Raw genomic sequence first — 16,569 nt, forward strand, 5'->3', positions numbered from 1 at the left:
ATAACTTACCAAAAGTAAAGCAGCTAAAATGTGTAATTCAACTAATTTTTGCGGACCGCAGGTTATTTTTTACGACTGGCTAATTCATCAATCATTTCTTCTGAAATAATTTTAGGAACGGTAATTTTCACCAGTGTTCCTGTGCCTCCGGATTCCGATTTATCGATGATTTGGATTCCATAATGGGGGTCTCCCTTCTTGAAAATCTCAAATCGTTCCTTAATGATTTGTGTCCCCAACGAAATTTTTAAGGCATTCTCGGTCTTCATGCTCAGGGATTTTTTGATTCCAATCCCATTATCTCTTACACAAATCAGAATGTCTTTTTCCCGTTCTTCCAATTCCAAAATGATACGACCTTTTCTATTCTGATCAGTAGTGGTTAAGATCCCGTGCCAAATGGCATTTTCCACGAAGGGTTGAATAATGAAGGACGGAACCTGAAACTCCTTCAAATCTCGCGAGGTATTTATAATAGTCAGGAACTCAAACTTACGGGAAGTTCTTACCTGCTCAAAATCGGTATAAAAACGGATGCTCTCAATCTCTTTGCTTAAAGGAACCATACTCGAATTCAGCAACTCGAGGTTTAAACGCATCAATCGCGCAAATTGGGACAAGTACTTCAGTGTTTTTCGCTGATCGTTCATCACCACAAATGCCTGAATGGAATTGATAGCATTATTTAGAAAGTGAGGATTCAGCATATTAATGAGCGATTTTTGCTTCAATTCATAAACCAGCCTGTTCGTTTCCAATTCCAACGCCTTCCGTTTGTTCAATTTTTGAAGCCGTTTAAAGAAAATAAACCAAATGAGCGCAATAAGTAATATCAAATAGATGATCAGCACCATCGGGTGACGCCAAAATGGGTACGGATTATAAATGTAATAGCTTTTTTGAGCAATTATCTTGCTATTCTCATCCTGAGCAAAGAACGTAAACTTATTCGTTCCATGCGGGAGGTTCAAGAGATTAAAACGACCTCTTGCGGATCCCTCGAGCTCGATTTCATCATTGATTTTAACAAAAAAACGGGAACCGTTTGCATACATATGCCTTGGAAGTACAAACTTAAAAACGGCCTTCTTAAGTGGTTCTTTCAGTAAAACTTGATCCGGAATAGTATAATACTCCTCTTCCCCAAAAAGCACAAAATCCAGATTCAACCGGAGCTTCTTCCTGAAATGCTGCTTCACTAAATTGTGAGCGGACAGTTCCAGGACCCGGTCCCGATACATGATATAGAATTTACCGTTTTTCACAATTAAAGATTTAGCCCAAGTAGGAACCCCGTAATCAGATGAGATCAGGTCTGCCTTCAGGTTATCTTTGTTTATTCGGATCAATCCTTTGTCGCAGAGCGCCCAAACATACCCGTAGGCACTTATAATTTTCGAACAAAAAACATCTTTGCTAAGCACCTTGCGTTTGCCGGAAGACCGATTAAAATAAAAAATCTGTTTATTGGATCCTGCAATCAATCTGTTCGAATCAAATAACAATACAGAGCGAATCGATTCTGTCTGCTGCTGTTGCGGAAATCGAACACGTGTAAGTTTTTTCAAATCACCCACAAAAACACCTTTATTGGTACAAAAAGCCAACGTTTGATTGGCATAATGCACGCTGTAAACGATTTTATTTTTCAGTGTCTCAAAGTTCCTGGTTTCTCTTTTTTGATTATCGAACAGGAAAGCTCCTTTCCTGGTTGCTATCACAAATTGATGACCATTTATGGGAAGCACCTGAGAAATTAACAGGTTTTTATTCGAACTTCCGGTGTTCACCTCATAAGTCAGGTTTTTCCAGTCATTGTAATACAGGGTATATTTTCGGCAATAAAAAAACTGTTGATCATCTGCATAAACTACCCCTAGCAGGTTTTCAGTCCGGACTTGTTTCCGGAACAAATTAATATCTCGAAGTATTTGGGGGTTATTTCCACGAAGATACAATTGACGGTACCCTACAAAATAACTGGATTTTCCGCGTGAAACAACTCCAAATCCCGTACTCAGATGTCCGTCGAATAAATATTCCCGGGCCCGGAAAGGAGCGATTTTCCACAACCCGAACCCATACGTTGCAATCCACAGATTCCGGTCTCTATCTTCAAAAAACTGGTTCACAACGGTGCGTTCAAAGGTCAGCTTCAAATGTTGCCTACTTTCATCGTACTGATAAACATTTCCGTCCAACAGCCCTAACCAGATTGTTCCGTAAGAATCTTTAAATGCAGGTTTATACCCGGTAATATACATGGAAATTCCTTCTGAGCCCTTCAAAACGGACATCTCCTTTGAAACAGGGTTAAATTCCAGTAATTCCTCCGCTGAAACAACCATCCAATTTCCATTTTTCATCGGAACAATCTGAACCATGAACTGGTTTTTACTCCGGTAGAGCGTACTGAGAGAATACGAATTTCCGGAAAGTTTCAGTTCCTGAATACCGGATAGACCTGCACACAAATAGATTTTTCCGTCCGACTTAAACACACTGGACACAGATGGCATTCGAGCAATCGTCTTTCCATTCTTAATGATCCAAAGGGTTGCTACATTATCAATTACCAGCAGAAAATCCCCGTGAACATAACTATCGATCGGTTTGGCTACTTGCTCCGATTTCTTATACTTCCGGAAGGTTTTGTCGCGAAAAGAATAATGCACCAGCCCATTATTGTAACTTGAAAATAAAATTCCCGATTTCAACTCGGTCATCCCGAATAAATAATCGGAAATCAGCTCGGAGCGATTATTCATCGAAGAAAAATCTTCCCCTTCAAAACGATTTAATCCATTATCGGTTGCTGCCCAAACAAATCCTTCGGAATCCTGAAAAACCCGATAAACCACACTGTGGTTCAAGCCTTGTTTATCCCCGTATTTTTCAAGTATGTAACTTTGACCTCTTGAATGAAGGCTACCGATTAATACGAGTGCAACAACAAGCCCTTTAACCCACATACAATTTAAATTCTTTTTTGAATTTCCTGGAGACCTTGGCCAAAACACCATTGGGAAGATCTACATCAAATTCTCCCCCACTAACCCGATAACTCTTTACCAGGGATGGATTTATCGCAAATGATCTGTGGACGCGCTTAATTTTCTGACTGTTCAGTTCAATCATCAGTTGTGTCACATTTTTTGAGACCAATCTTTCCGAACCGTCCAACAAATAAATCCGGGAATAGCTTCCGTTTGCTTCTATGCAAACAATATCGGATTCTGAAAGAATTTCCCTTTCCCGATTTGTGAATACGGAAATGGATGCCTCAGATGCCTTGGAGTTATCTTCAAAATAATCTAAAATCTTATCCGAGAGCATGATTAATTCATCGATGTCTATTGGTTTCAACAAGTAGTCAAAAGCTCCGGATTTAACAGCTCGGATACCATATTCATCATGACCGGTTATAAAAACGAGCAAAAAATCCCGGTGATTCTTGGAAAACCTATCAAGCAAATCAAAACCATTTCCACCTGGCATATTGATATCCAGAAAAACAATATCTGGCTTAGAAGCACGGATTGCTGCCTCACCTTGAACGATATCCGGATAATCATTCAGAATAACAATGCCATGAATGTATTGACTTATCAATTCCTTGATCAGCTTTCTGTCGAGTGTTTCATCATCAATGACAATGGCCGTATATTGTCTGGGTTTATTCAGCATCATACAAAATTAACGCTCTCAAGTGTCTTCTTCCTAATTGTTTGCAAAGTATTTCAAGCTGTTCGTAAAATAAAAGGTTAACAGAAAACTAGCTTCTATTGCTCATTAACTACTCGCTTCATGTTTCGATCGAAATTTCTTTTCATGATCTCATCAAAGCGTTATTGCCTAAGCAAAACATCAAATCGAAACAACCCATCAGCAAAATTCAAACAAATACTTAGTTCACAATTACCAGAAAACTTTGTTTTTGATAATTCATAGGAACCACATTCGGTGTAGTTACCGGATATAAATGAGCATTGTTATTATTGGTTCCATTCGCATTTGGATTGACCGGGTAATCAATTAGAGAAAGATAATCGTAATCAACTTCCGAACTAAGGTTCAAATCTACGGGAGCATTTACCCTTCCCGATCCGGAATAGAACGTTTTCGGATTGAAATAGAAGATCCCGGACTGCTGGCAAACAAAACCCACTTTGAAATGATGCCCCCCATTCGACTTTTCAAGCCGGTAAACCAACGAAGTATGATCATTATTAACCAAGGTCCCCGAATAAGAAATCCTTGTAAACGCATCCAATCCGGGCAATTTGGTGTACTCACTACCTATTTGGTTAATCTTATAACAGTCCAGTATCCCATCATAAAAATCGAAACCTGCCAAGTGAAATGTTTTGTAAAAAAAAGTGTTTTTCTTCTCATCGTGTACCAAGGCTTCCATATCACCCGGCAAATCTATTTCAAAATAAACAGTGTCTCCCACATTGTAACTGTTTTTTACCGGACTCACTTTCACCGTATGTTCGAAGGTATATGCATAGGAAGTTCGTTCTTTACAACCAACAAAAGAAGACACAGCAACAATCGACAAAATACCGTATACAGGTAATTTCAAATACTTTAAAAATTTACTTTTCATGATTCCAACTTTTTAGATGATACTCTTATTTACCAAACCCAACCAAATAGATTGTTACCAATTGCCTGGGCAAGCTTTGGAGTGAATTTAATACGGATCAAGAAACGCACGGATTCTTCTTTACAAATGGTTCGAATTCCTTTGCAAAAAGTCAGGAATCGATAATCTTCAGACAACAAATGAAAAGATGTTTTTAGTTCAAACAACTCGTTTTTTTACAGTCCACAAAAGTTTAAACGCCATTTGTAAAAAAAAATAACATGCAGCGTCCCTTCTGAATACCTTTGTTTCAAGCAGTATAGTATTAGAGCTACTAGTGTTAGGTTAAAAGAAGGGGTTCTAACGAATTCCTTCTTTTTAAAATTCAAGAAAATGCTAAAATCTAATCGACCGTTTTCCGCTACTCCAATCGCTTGAGAAAGCTAAAACCAACTTATTCGTTTTTATCTCCTAATTTAAAATCCGTTGAGGCATCCTTTCCAACAGATGTGCTAATGAATAGCATCCGTATTAGTTTCAGAAGTTCCCATTTTTGGTTCCTCTGATTACCCAAAAGATAGAAAACCGGAATAATTTCCAACTAATTGAAGAAATGGTATCTAATAGCCAAACTCATTTATCCAATGACTATTCAAACGATGAAAAACAGTACGCTTCTACTTTTCTTATTAATATCCTCCATTGCAATTCCTCAATTCGGTTCGATAAATGTGATTGACAACTCAGCTGCTTCTCAAGGCATCAGACGCTTGGTTGCTGCAGACCTAAACAATGACAACCAAAATGAGATCATTGTTGCTCAGGCTTTTACTAACCAAGTTGCCTATTATTCAACTATGGGAAACGGCTCTTTTGCTAGTAAGACCATTATTGATTCAACTCTTTCCTACCCGGTTTATCTGGCAGTTGGAGATTTGAATGGCGATCAATCACCAGATTTAACAACAGTTGGTCAAACGTATGGTGAAGTGGTCATTTATCTAAACAATGGAAGTGCTGGTTTTATCAAACAAGAAGTGGATTCAGGAATCATCTTCCTAAATGCCTTGGTTGTAAAAGATTTTGACAACAACGGAAGCCCGGATATCGTTGTAATCGGTCAACATTCTATTGATTTTTACCGAAACAATGGAAATGCCTCCTTTACCAAAGAACACATTCTCACCACACAAACCTCTCCGAACGTGTTGGAGTGTATGTATATAGAAACGGCTGACATGAACAATGACGGACATCCGGATGTCATCACAGCAGAAACCATCGGTGGAGTTGTTTACTACAATGATGGCGCAGGAAATTTTACTCCACAATTAATTACTTCAGAACAATTTATTACCCGATTGGTGCATGCGGTAGACATAAACAATGACGGATTCAAAGATGTGGTAGTCCAACATTCTACCGGAGACGTGAAATTGTATCTCAACAACGGAGATGAAACTTTTCAACTCGAAGGCACCCTGTTTAATTCCGCTTCTATTACCTCCATGGAATCTGTTGATGCAGATGCAGACGGATTTCAGGATCTTTACATGGCCTACTCCAACAAGGTACGGATGCTTTACAATAATGGAGATGAAACGTTTGGCGGACAAACATTTCTGTATGAAAACAATTCCCTGTTTACCAATGAAGTGCTTATTGCCAATATCGATTCAAATTCGGATCCTGAATTTATCTGGTCAGCCGTGGGTGGAACACTTGCCTATCACAAAAGCACTGTTTTGGGTCTTACTTCCGGGAAAGAAACTGAAATTCAAATCTACCCAAATCCAACATCTGATTTAATTTGTATTGAATCCTCCGAAGAAATTCACCGAATCCATTTATTCAATTTGCATGGTGAAAAAATCACCTTCCGGGAATCAGCTAATACTGCAACAATTGATTTGTCAGCATTGGCTTCGGGTTCTTACCTATTGGAAGTAATCGGAGAAAATTCAACCGTCAAAAGGATAATTACTAAAATCTAATCACCCGATCTTTCGTTTCTCTACACGCTTCAAAAAGGTAAAACCGATATCGAAAATAAAATAGAGTATGATTGCGCCATGAAATGCTCTTGCCGTGCAGAGGAAAATAAATCCTGCAGAACAGATCATCAACCAAATCATGGGGAACGCAGACCACTTGTTTAAGTTTTGTAAGGGTACATTTAAAAAGATTGCACGCATGAGGTCGTGTTTTTCCGGTGTCAGTTCCTTCACCATTTTTCTCAGATGAATGACTTCCAGTACTAAAAAGTAAATCCCATTAATCCAAAGTGTCTGAATCAACAAGCGACCTGATTCTCCATCAAAAGGTCCGGGGCCTCCAAAGGCATATTGCCGCGCAACTGAATCATAATACAATCCGAAGAAAATCAGGTAGATGAAAAGCCAAATGCAAAGGACGATCAAGAATCCTATCAAGTAGGATAGCGCGGATCCAATTTTCGATCCGGTTGACCGACCGATTGCTTTTAAGACACGTAATTGGTAATCATAAATAAACGAAATCGCCATTGCTGCCTGAATACGCAAGGCAAACATCAAATATCCCAAAATCAAAACCAGAAAACTCTCTTTCGAATCAAGCCAGCCAAGCAAGAATAAAATGACCGGGTGAAGCTTCATGATAAGTGAAACCACTTCCTGAAACCAAAAACGATTGAACAAGAATTCCTTCTTCTCCGTCATAGTGAAAAATCAAAATAGATACGCGAAAATAACTATTCCAGACCCAAAAGCGCTTTTATCTGGCTCCAGGCCTTATCCCGATTGGTATTGTATCTGGTTTGTGCCTCTTCACTTTTGGAAATTGCATAATCACTCAAGTCCTGTGCTTCGGCTTTCAGAGATTCCAGACAGGCAGTCAGATCTTTGACGAATTGAACATCTTCCGCTTCAAGTCCATTGCTTTTCACCACCTTGCACTTCTCAAGTAGCCCAATAACCGTTTGAAGCATCGAGGTTTGCTCCCCCATCAATTCTTTTACCCGGTTGGCATCGTACACATCATGCACGTGAGCATCCGCAATGGCACCGATCGTGATATAGGTATTGTAAATCGTTATGGAACAAACTCCACCGAAAGCTTCACGGACATTCATGTCGCATTGAGCTCTTGCAATTGAAAATCCGGAAAAAGTTAAAAGGAATACTGCTATTAGTTTCATAGGAAATTTGTTAAAATCACTGCAATAGTACATTTTAAACCGCTACAAAACAGGTGGTTTGCAACTTTTTTCAAAAAAAAGCAATCATTGCTGTAACTTTACAGGCATGAGACAGTCTTACGATTGTTAAACGACTACATGACTAGGAAAGAATACAACGAGGCGGTAGAAATGTATGCTGATAATATTTATCGGTTTGTAGTCAAGCACACCCGAAATCGTATGTTATCCGAAGACGTGGTTCAGGAAACGTTTGCGAAGGTTTGGGAAAAACACGAAACAATTGAAGCTTCCAAAGCGAAGTCGTATTTGTTTACAACAGCTTACCATCAACTGGTCGATACCCTGAAAAAGGAAAAACGCACCACGAGCTTTGATGGCGAGGACGTCAAGCAGGATGACACCTTAAGTCACTTGTTCGATGTTCAGAAAACACTGCAAGAAGCTGTGAACCGGCTTCCTGAAATTCAAAAGACAGTCATTCTATTGAGAGACTATGAAGGATATAATTACAATGAAATAGCAGAGATTACGGCATTGAACGAATCACAAGTGAAAGTATATATCTTTAGAGCCCGTCAGACTTTGAAGAACTACTTGAAATCAACAGAATTAGTAGCATGAAGAAACTCATTCATATCGACAATTACGAATCCTTTTACCTGGATTATTTGGAAGGAACCCTTTCCGAAGCGGAGCGAATTGCGTTTGAGGAGTTCCTGGCTGCACATCCGGAATTGCAAGTGGATGAGGAACTCGTTTTTCTCGATGACGCTCCGGAAAAGATGGACCCACTCGAAAAACTCTTGCTAAAAAAGGAAGAAGTGACCAGCGTTACCAATGAGAACCTGGATTATTTCGCAATCGGAAAAATAGAACACGCACTTTCCAAAGAAGAAGAAAAGGTATTTGATGGGTATTTAGGTTCACATCCGGAAGCTCAAAAAGTGGTTGCCGCTTACGGGGAAACACGTTTGGAACCGGTAGTTGTTGCTTATCCGAATAAAGAAGATTTGAAAGAGAAGGAAATTGCATTTGTTTCCTGGAAACTAATCGTCGGCATTGCAAGTGCGGCGGCGGTCGTTCTTTTGTTCTTCCAAGTGGGATTCAATTCCGGTGATCCGCAGAAAGATCCGAGTGTCTTCGCAAATCACACGAAAACAAACCAGAAAACGCATCCAAAAGATAAAAAATCACCGGAAGTGGATCCGTCTACTCAGCCAATAGAGGAAAACAGCACCTTTGTTGCTCAGAAAAACACAGCCATTGGTGCTCCGAACCCTAAAAAGGATCGAAACAAGAACCAAAAAGGGAAAGAGCGGGAAGAGCAAATCATTCCTATCCAACCGGAACCGGAGAAAAATCAAGTTGCGGACAACAAACCGCATCAACCGACGATTCTGCCTCCGATCAAAAACGATAAGCAACCGGTTTCTCCTACATTGGATGAAGAAGTGAATAAAGCTCCTCATAACGATTTGGCTTCAAATGCGGGAGGTTCCAATATGAAAAATCCGATTCCACTTATCACCAACACGATTTCAGAGAAAACAAAAACACCGGTGGATTTCAAAACCGGAAAAGCGACTGAAACGGAAAAAGGTGGGTTCTTCCTTAGAATCGGGAAATTCGAAGTATCGCATAAGGCTTCCAAGAGAAAGTGACTTCGACATCTCGACTATGCTCGATGACCGAAACTCAGTCACCTTTTCTTTCGTTTTTTACTTGAAACACGGTCTGAGGTCACTGAGCGCAGTCGAAGCACCGGACTTCAAAATAAATTTCAGCAGCAGGCTTTCCAGATTCAATAAAACAACTATTTTTATCGAACCGCATGAAAGAAACCTCCTTCATAGAACAGAACAAGGAAAAATGGAAGAAATTCCAGTCTTTGACTTCAAATCAAACAAGTGATCCTGAAGAAATCGCCGATTTATATTCCGACATCACGGATGATTTGAGTTATGCCCAAACGTTCTATAACAAGCGTACGGTTCGTGTTTATCTGAACCAGATAGCTCAAGGAGTGCACAACTTAGTGCACAAACAACGAAAAGATTCCTTTCGGAAACTATTTACCGTTTGGCGCGTTTCCATTCCATTGGAAATTTACAGATCACGTAAAAACTTACTCTTTGCGCTGTTCATTTTCCTATTCTGGACACTGGTCGGAGTGATTTCCACACATTTCAATCCCGATTTCCCACGAATGATCATGGGTGATGCGTATGTTGAGATGACTTTGAAAAACATTGAAAAGGGAGATCCCCTGGGGGTTTATCACAGCGGATCACAGGTAAGCATGTTCCTGGAGATTACGCTCAATAACATCACCGTTTCATTCTACACCTTCATAGCAGGAATCCTCTTCACCATCGGGACTCACATCATGATCTTCAATAACTCCATCATGTTGGGGGCTTTCCAGTATTTCTTTCACCTGAAAGGTTTACTGATCGTTTCTTTCCTTGGAATCTGGATCCACGGTGCTTTTGAGATCAGTTCCATTGCCATTGCAGGAGGAGCAGGAATCACGCTCGGAAACGGATTGCTCTTCCCGGGTTCCTATACCCGATTACAGAGTTTACAACTTTCCGCCAAAAGAGGCTTGAAGATTATGATGTCACTCATTCCATTCCTCATTGCCGCAGGCTTTTTGGAAAGTTATGTGACACACAATTACCAGGAACTGGCTGATTGGGCAAAATGGGCGATTATTTCCATTTCATTCGCCATCATCATTTTCTATTACATCATTTTCCCCATTGTCGTTGCAAGACGTCATCCGGAATTGATTCATGAAAGCGATCCTCCGATTAAAACCTATGTCAACCTATTCGATTTACATAAAATCCGGACTTTCGGTCAGATTTTCTCAGATTCATTCTCTTTCTATCGCGTGCATATCGGTAAGATCATGCGCTACAACCTGGTGCTTACGATTCCAATCATCATTGCGGTCGTTGTCTTCCAGGATTTGATGCGCTACGAAGACCTGACGCATCAATACGAATATGACTGGGCTTCTCAGTTGAGTATCATGATGGGATTTGACATCCAGTCGATCAGTGATTTTGTTGTCACTTTGTTGTGGACAATCATCTTTTCCATCTTTACCTTGTCGATCCTGTATCATTTCCGGAACCAGGAGCAAAAAGCAAGTTTGAAACTGTTTGTTCCTTTCATGCTTCAAAAACTTCCCGGAACCTGGTTAGGAATGAGTTTCCTCTTCCTGATCCTTTTCTATGTTCCCTGGTACTGGATGTTCCTGGTGGTATTCCTTACACCGTTTTTCTGGCTTCAGGGCGCATCCATTATTTTAGGAGATGAGCGTTTTGGAAAAAAACTCGGGAACGGATTCAAATTCGGAGCGAAGAATTATGGAACGGTACTTCTTGGAATTTCCTTGATGGGATTGGTGCTTTTCATCTTCGCTCAACCGATAGCATGTGTTCTCAGCTACCAGGAAGTGAATTTCATGCGCGAACCAATGTTGGAAGATTTCCTCGATAAATTGGCAGGTTTCGTCAAGAATGTTTCCCGCTATTACACTGCCGACTTTTTAGTTCCGGCAAATATCACCCGACAAATCATCTACGTCATTTTCATGCTCTTCTCACTTCCTTTCTTTGTGATCATGATGGGATTCATGTACCATACTTTCCAGGAACAAAGTCAATCGACCGGTTTGAGAAAGCAATTCGCCAATTTTGGAAAACGCAAACGTTATCAAGAAACTTCACTTGACTTTGATTAAGTTTCTTCCACATATCGTTTTATTGATTTCCCTGACCATCGGGGTTCCGTTTTCTATTTCTGCTAAAAACGCTGAAGATGGCGCGAAAAAAGGTAAGAAAAAAGAACTGACCACCCGCGAGAAGTGGAATCAGATCCGTGAAGAACACGGATACAAGCAATCTGAAAAATACAAAGGTCCGGAATCGGATTATTACGATAGCCCGACTTCCATCAATGAATCGGTTTCTACCAGTTCGGGAAGTCCGAACGGAACCACCAAACCTTATCAGGGAACTCCTTATTCCCCGAAAGATCTGGAACGTGGAAAAGGCGGAAAAAATGGCGATGGTAGCGGATCAGGAAGTATTGACGAAGACCCCAATATCGAGCCTTCCGAATCCGTAGACATCCCTGATTTTGATGCGCCAAAAGGCCCCAATCTGGATGCACCCAATATCTCAACCGGCTTTTGGAAGTGGCTGGGAATTATCCTATTGGTCGTTGCCTTGGCAATCCTCATCTATTACATGATCAAGAACAGAAGTCCCCGCATCAAGACCATTCCTTTTGAAGCCTTGGTGGAGGACCTGAATCCTGCCGAAATAAGTAAGACAGAACTCGAATTGCGTTTGGAAGAAGCAACTGCTTCAGGTAATTACAAAGAATGTGTCCGTATCTACTTCCTCTTTGCCATGAAAGAACTGATTCAGCGAAGATGGATTTTCTGGAAACGGGAAAAGACGAACATGCATTACATCATTGAAGTTCAAGGCCGACCGATTGCCCGCGAGTTTGAGCAGATCGTATCGATCTACGATTTGGTTTGGTATGGAGATTACAACATTGATTCCGCAAGCTATCAGGTAATCGAACCCCAGTTGAAAACAGCGTTCCAAAAAATTGAAAAAGCGAAATGAACAGAAAAGTGATCATATCGTTTTTGGCATTCGCACTGTTTATCGGTGTGGTAGTCTGGTTGCTCGACGGAACCGGGGATTCCACCAGATACATCCAGAAAAGATACAGTTCCGATTGGAAGAAAGTATATGACCTGAAAGACGAAAATCCGCGAAACATTTCCTTCTTCATGGATCTCCTGGATGTTCACGTCACCGATTCCATTTACAACCTGAAATACTGGTCAGACCTGGATACCATTCCCAATCACGAAGAAGCGACTTACCTGTTTATCGGAGATGAATTTGGCGCAGACGATTATTACGACTCCATCATGCATTATGCGGATAGCGGAGCCACCGTTTACCTCAGTTTCAATCACCTGACCAGTAACCTCTACGAACGTCATTTTAAAGAAGGTGCTTTTTATTGGGATTACAGCAAGGTTCTTTTCGCCTGGATCGGTGACACGACTGTTCCGTTCTACCATGTTTATGAGAATGACACCATCAATGAAGACTGGTATTCCTTTTCGGAAACCGAAATAATCGACACGAACTACCGCTCCTACATGTACGCGATGAAACATCCGTTTGCATTTTATGAGAAACACCACAAAGGAAAAGTTCACTTCCACAGTATCCCGAATTTATTCGAGAACTACCAGGTGATTCAGCCGAACGGTTATGCCCATGCCCGCATTGTACTGAACAAGATCCCGAAGGATAAACCGGTTATTTTCCTCACTTGTGGGATCAATGATTCAAGTCAGCCGATTTCAGACTTTGAGGATGAAAATGCAGATGAAGGATCTGAAAAAGAAGATACTTCCCTGATCCAGTTCATTTTGAAGAATCCGGCTTTGCGACTGGCATTCCTCCTATTCATTGTCTTATTGTTGCTTTACGTCTTCTTCCGGGCAAAACGAAAAGAGGAAATCCTTCCGGGCTACAACCAGAAACGGAACATGTCTTTGGCCTTTGTGGAAACCCTGAGTTCCATTTACATTTCCCGCAATTCACCGATAGGAGTCTTGCAGGTGATGCGCAAGAACTTCTACTCTTCCATCAACAGGCATTTCTACATCGACCTGTCCCGAAAAGAAAACCTGGAGCAAAACCTGGAAAAACTGATTGCAAAAGTGCCATCCGATTCGGAGAAACTCGTGGATATCGTGAGAAGCTTGGATTCCAGAAAGAACAACGTGGATAACAAACATTTGGGTGCGGTCAATGCAAAAATCCGCGCATTCTATATTGAAACGGGGATTCTTCGTCCGACCGAAAGTTTTGTAGCTTCCGACAAGGAGGTGAACCTGGACAAGTGGATTATCATGGGAGCCTTTATCCTGTTAATGGGATTATTGACCCTAATCCGCGGATTGTATCTTTTGTCCTTAGGAGGAAGTATCGGAATGTTCTTCATCATTCCTGCAATCGTATTGATTTACTTCGCTTCACGCTACATCCGGATCCCGGTTGCAACCATCAAGGCAAACGAGCTCATCATTTATGGCTTAGTTGCCGGAAAACGCGTAATTTCATTAAATCAGACCATTCGTTGTAACGTGGAGAAATCCCGTATCACCTTCGAATGTGAAGATGGAAATACCTTTATAATACGTCAGACCTTACTTTCAAGAAGAGCAAAGTCTGCATTGAATCAATTTGTAGAATTCATTAAACTTCATAAATCATGATCCAGGAAGGAAATGACGATTTAGCGGCATACATGCCAAACACAGAAGGCCAATCAAACGATTCGGCTCCAAATAACTCTGCTCCGGAAGAACATCCAAGTGCTTTGTCATCGGCATCGAATGAGGCTCCTGAAGCGGTCACCCCAAGTTTCGTTCAACGGGATCAGACCAACCTGCTTTGGGTTGCTGAAAAAGTGAATCGCGTGCGCGAAGAAATGCGGAAATACGTCATCGGTCAATCTGAAATGATCGAGTTGTTGCTTGCGGGGATTTTTTCCAATGGCCATATCTTGTTGGAAGGTGTTCCGGGAGTTGCGAAGACCCTGTCTTCTAAAGCATTGTCGCGCGTACTTCACGTAGATTTCTCGCGGATCCAGTTCACTCCGGATTTGATGCCTTCCGATGTAATCGGTACTTCGGTATTCAACATGCAAGAGAGTTCTTTCAACTTCAAGAAAGGTCCGATCTTTTCGAATATCGTACTGATCGATGAGATCAACCGTGCTCCGGCGAAAACACAAGCGGCTTTGTTCGAGGTAATGGAAGAAAGACAAATCACGTATGACGGAACACAGTATACGATGTCTTTCCCATTCTTGGTGATTGCCACACAAAACCCGGTGGAACAGGAAGGAACCTACAATTTGCCGGAAGCGCAATTGGACCGTTTCCTTTTCAAGATCAAACTGGACTATCCGACATTGGAGGAAGAAATGCTGATCCTGACTCGTTACAAAGAGCAGATCAAATCGCCCGATCTGGAGAACATTGTAGCCGTATTCACAGCAGATGAATTGCGCAAAGTACAGACTATCGTAGAGAAAATCATCATTGAGGATCGTTTGATCCAATACATCGCTCAAATTGTCAATAAGACGCGTAACCATGCCAAATTGTACCTGGGAGGTTCGCCGCGTGCTTCGCTTTCCATTTTGAAAGCGGCTAAGGCATTTGCAGCCATCCGCGGACGCGATTTCGTTACTCCGGATGATATCCAATTTGTGACGATCCACGTATTGAATCACCGTTTGATCCTGACTCCGGAAGCGGAAATGGAAGGAACATTGATGGAAGAGGTTATCCGCGAAATCGTTCAAACAATCGAAGTTCCGCGTTAATGAAACTACTTGCAAGCATCCATCTCACCCGATTCTTCTTCCTCACAGCAGGAATAGGAGTTGCGTTGATCGGAGGGGCGTTTTTCGTTCCCTTCCTGGGCATCATTGGCAAAACAATCTTGTTTGTGCTGCTGTTTGCCTTGATCCTGGATGTTTTGCTTGTCAACCTGTTCAAAGAACCCATTCGTGTGCAACGGAAATACCTGGAGCGTATGAACCTGGGAGACGAGAACAAAGTGGTGGTTTCCATTTTGAACCAAACTGCCCAGCCCTTACAAGTTGGGATTTATGAAGGGTATCCGCTCTTCATGCAAAAAAGGTCTGCCGTTTGGAACACCATTCTCTTACCCAAAAAGACCAAAGATTTCAATTATAGCTTCACGCCAACCGAACGCGGGGAATACGAATTCCGGGACGTGGTCATCTTTGTCCGCTCCACCCTATTCCTGGCTCAACGACGCATTGTGATTCCGTTAGTTCAACGAATCGAAGTGTATCCGTCTGTTTTGCAGATGAAGCAATACGAGTTGAAAGTTTTCAACCAGCAAACGCTTTCTCAGGGAATAAAAAAGGTGCGCCGCATCGGAAACACGAGCGAGTTCGAACAGATCCGCAATTACGTGCAAGGCGACGACATCCGGACCGTGAACTGGAAAGCTACCAGCCGCAAGAACGAATTGATGGTGAACCAATATCAGGAAGAGCGTTCGCAACCGGTTTATTGCGTCATTGACAAAAGCCGACCGATGCAATTGGCATTTCACAAAATGACCATGCTGGATTATGCGATCAATTCCACCTTGGTCTTCACCAATATTGCCTTGCGAAAAGGCGACCGTGCCGGTTTGATTACCTTCTCGGACAAAATGGGTTCCATCGTTCCGGCTGAACGCAACCAGGGACAATTGAGACGCATTCTGGAAACCCTCTACAATCAGAAAACCCTGTTCAAAGAAGGAAACTTCGAATTGCTCTACCAAACGATCCGCAAACAAGTAAAAACGCGCTCCCTCCTACTCCTTTTCACCAATTTTGAAAGCGAATTTGCGATGCGCCGTGCATTACCGATGCTACAACGCCTGAACAAACGCCACGTATTGGTCGTGATCTTCTTCCAGAACAACGAATTGCAGGAATTGGCACAACAACCCGTTCACACCCACAAAGAACTCATCGAAGCCACGGTTGCCGATAAAATGTCGAACGTGAAGTGGAACATTGCCCGCGAGCTGCGCCAAAACGGCATCCAGACCATCCTTTCCAAACCGGAAGATTTGTCGATTAATTCAATCAACAAGTATTTGGAATTGAAGGCTAAGGGGGTGATATAGGGAATCTGTTGAACCTT

Annotated in this window: 13 protein-coding genes; 8 read left to right on the top strand and 5 right to left on the bottom strand. The window is 41.6% G+C overall.

Annotation, left to right across the window (positions count from 1 at the left end; translation table 11 throughout):
* Window positions 1-62 precede the first annotated feature (62 nt).
* The 3 genes from AAG807_RS00700 to AAG807_RS00710 form a co-directional block, all read right to left on the bottom strand.
* A complete protein-coding gene (locus AAG807_RS00700; protein ID WP_341899863.1) occupies window positions 63-2,972 on the bottom strand; it encodes a histidine kinase in 2,910 nt (969 codons plus the stop codon).
* A complete protein-coding gene (locus AAG807_RS00705; RefSeq protein WP_341899865.1) occupies window positions 2,962-3,687 on the bottom strand; it encodes a LytTR family DNA-binding domain-containing protein in 726 nt (241 codons plus the stop codon). The genes AAG807_RS00700 and AAG807_RS00705 overlap by 11 nt, the downstream gene beginning before the upstream one ends.
* A 220-nt stretch (window positions 3,688-3,907) precedes the next feature.
* Window positions 3,908-4,612 carry a hypothetical protein gene (locus tag AAG807_RS00710; RefSeq protein WP_341899867.1) on the bottom strand — a complete coding sequence of 235 codons (705 nt, stop codon included), beginning with the start codon at window positions 4,610-4,612 and terminating at the stop codon, window positions 3,908-3,910.
* Window positions 4,613-5,235: 623 nt separating this feature from the next.
* Between AAG807_RS00710 and AAG807_RS00715 the strand changes: the two genes are divergently transcribed.
* Window positions 5,236-6,585 (top strand): FG-GAP-like repeat-containing protein, encoded by a 1,350-nt coding sequence (locus AAG807_RS00715; RefSeq protein WP_341899869.1) that lies wholly within the window; start codon window positions 5,236-5,238, stop codon window positions 6,583-6,585.
* On the opposite strand, the gene AAG807_RS00720 is transcribed toward AAG807_RS00715, so the two are convergent.
* Both AAG807_RS00720 and AAG807_RS00725 read right to left on the bottom strand, forming a co-directional pair.
* Complete coding sequence (locus AAG807_RS00720) at window positions 6,586-7,290, bottom strand: hypothetical protein (protein ID WP_341899870.1); 705 nt, start codon at window positions 7,288-7,290, stop codon at window positions 6,586-6,588.
* Between the two features lie 32 nt (window positions 7,291-7,322).
* Complete coding sequence (locus tag AAG807_RS00725; RefSeq protein ID WP_341899872.1) at window positions 7,323-7,769, bottom strand: hypothetical protein; 447 nt, start codon at window positions 7,767-7,769, stop codon at window positions 7,323-7,325.
* A gap of 138 nt (window positions 7,770-7,907) precedes the next feature.
* Between AAG807_RS00725 and AAG807_RS00730 the strand changes: the two genes are divergently transcribed.
* The 7 genes from AAG807_RS00730 (at window position 7,908) to AAG807_RS00760 (ending at window position 16,552) form a co-directional block, all read left to right on the top strand.
* Entirely contained in the window at window positions 7,908-8,393 is a 486-nt protein-coding gene (locus tag AAG807_RS00730; RefSeq protein ID WP_341899874.1) for an RNA polymerase sigma factor, read from the top strand.
* Complete coding sequence (locus AAG807_RS00735; RefSeq protein WP_341899876.1) at window positions 8,390-9,433, top strand: hypothetical protein; 1,044 nt, start codon at window positions 8,390-8,392, stop codon at window positions 9,431-9,433. The genes AAG807_RS00730 and AAG807_RS00735 overlap by 4 nt, the downstream gene beginning before the upstream one ends.
* 170 nt (window positions 9,434-9,603) lie before the next feature.
* A complete protein-coding gene (locus tag AAG807_RS00740) occupies window positions 9,604-11,526 on the top strand; it encodes a stage II sporulation protein M (protein ID WP_341899878.1) in 1,923 nt (640 codons plus the stop codon).
* A complete protein-coding gene (locus AAG807_RS00745; protein ID WP_341899879.1) occupies window positions 11,519-12,424 on the top strand; it encodes a hypothetical protein in 906 nt (301 codons plus the stop codon). The genes AAG807_RS00740 and AAG807_RS00745 overlap by 8 nt, the downstream gene beginning before the upstream one ends.
* Window positions 12,421-14,103, top strand: coding sequence for a hypothetical protein (locus AAG807_RS00750; RefSeq protein ID WP_341899881.1), 1,683 nt, complete (start codon window positions 12,421-12,423; stop codon window positions 14,101-14,103). Before AAG807_RS00745 ends, AAG807_RS00750 begins: the two co-directional genes overlap by 4 nt.
* The gene (locus AAG807_RS00755; RefSeq protein ID WP_341899883.1) at window positions 14,100-15,221 is read left to right on the top strand and encodes a MoxR family ATPase; all 1,122 of its coding nucleotides are present in this window, start codon (window positions 14,100-14,102) and stop codon (window positions 15,219-15,221) included. Before AAG807_RS00750 ends, AAG807_RS00755 begins: the two co-directional genes overlap by 4 nt.
* Window positions 15,221-16,552 (top strand): DUF58 domain-containing protein, encoded by a 1,332-nt coding sequence (locus AAG807_RS00760; protein WP_341899886.1) that lies wholly within the window; start codon window positions 15,221-15,223, stop codon window positions 16,550-16,552. Before AAG807_RS00755 ends, AAG807_RS00760 begins: the two co-directional genes overlap by 1 nt.
* The last annotated feature ends 17 nt before the right edge of the window (window positions 16,553-16,569 follow it).

This window comes from Fluviicola taffensis DSM 16823 (genome assembly GCF_943372375.1).
GTDB classification, from domain to species: Bacteria; Bacteroidota; Bacteroidia; order Flavobacteriales_D; family Crocinitomicaceae; genus Fluviicola; species Fluviicola taffensis_A.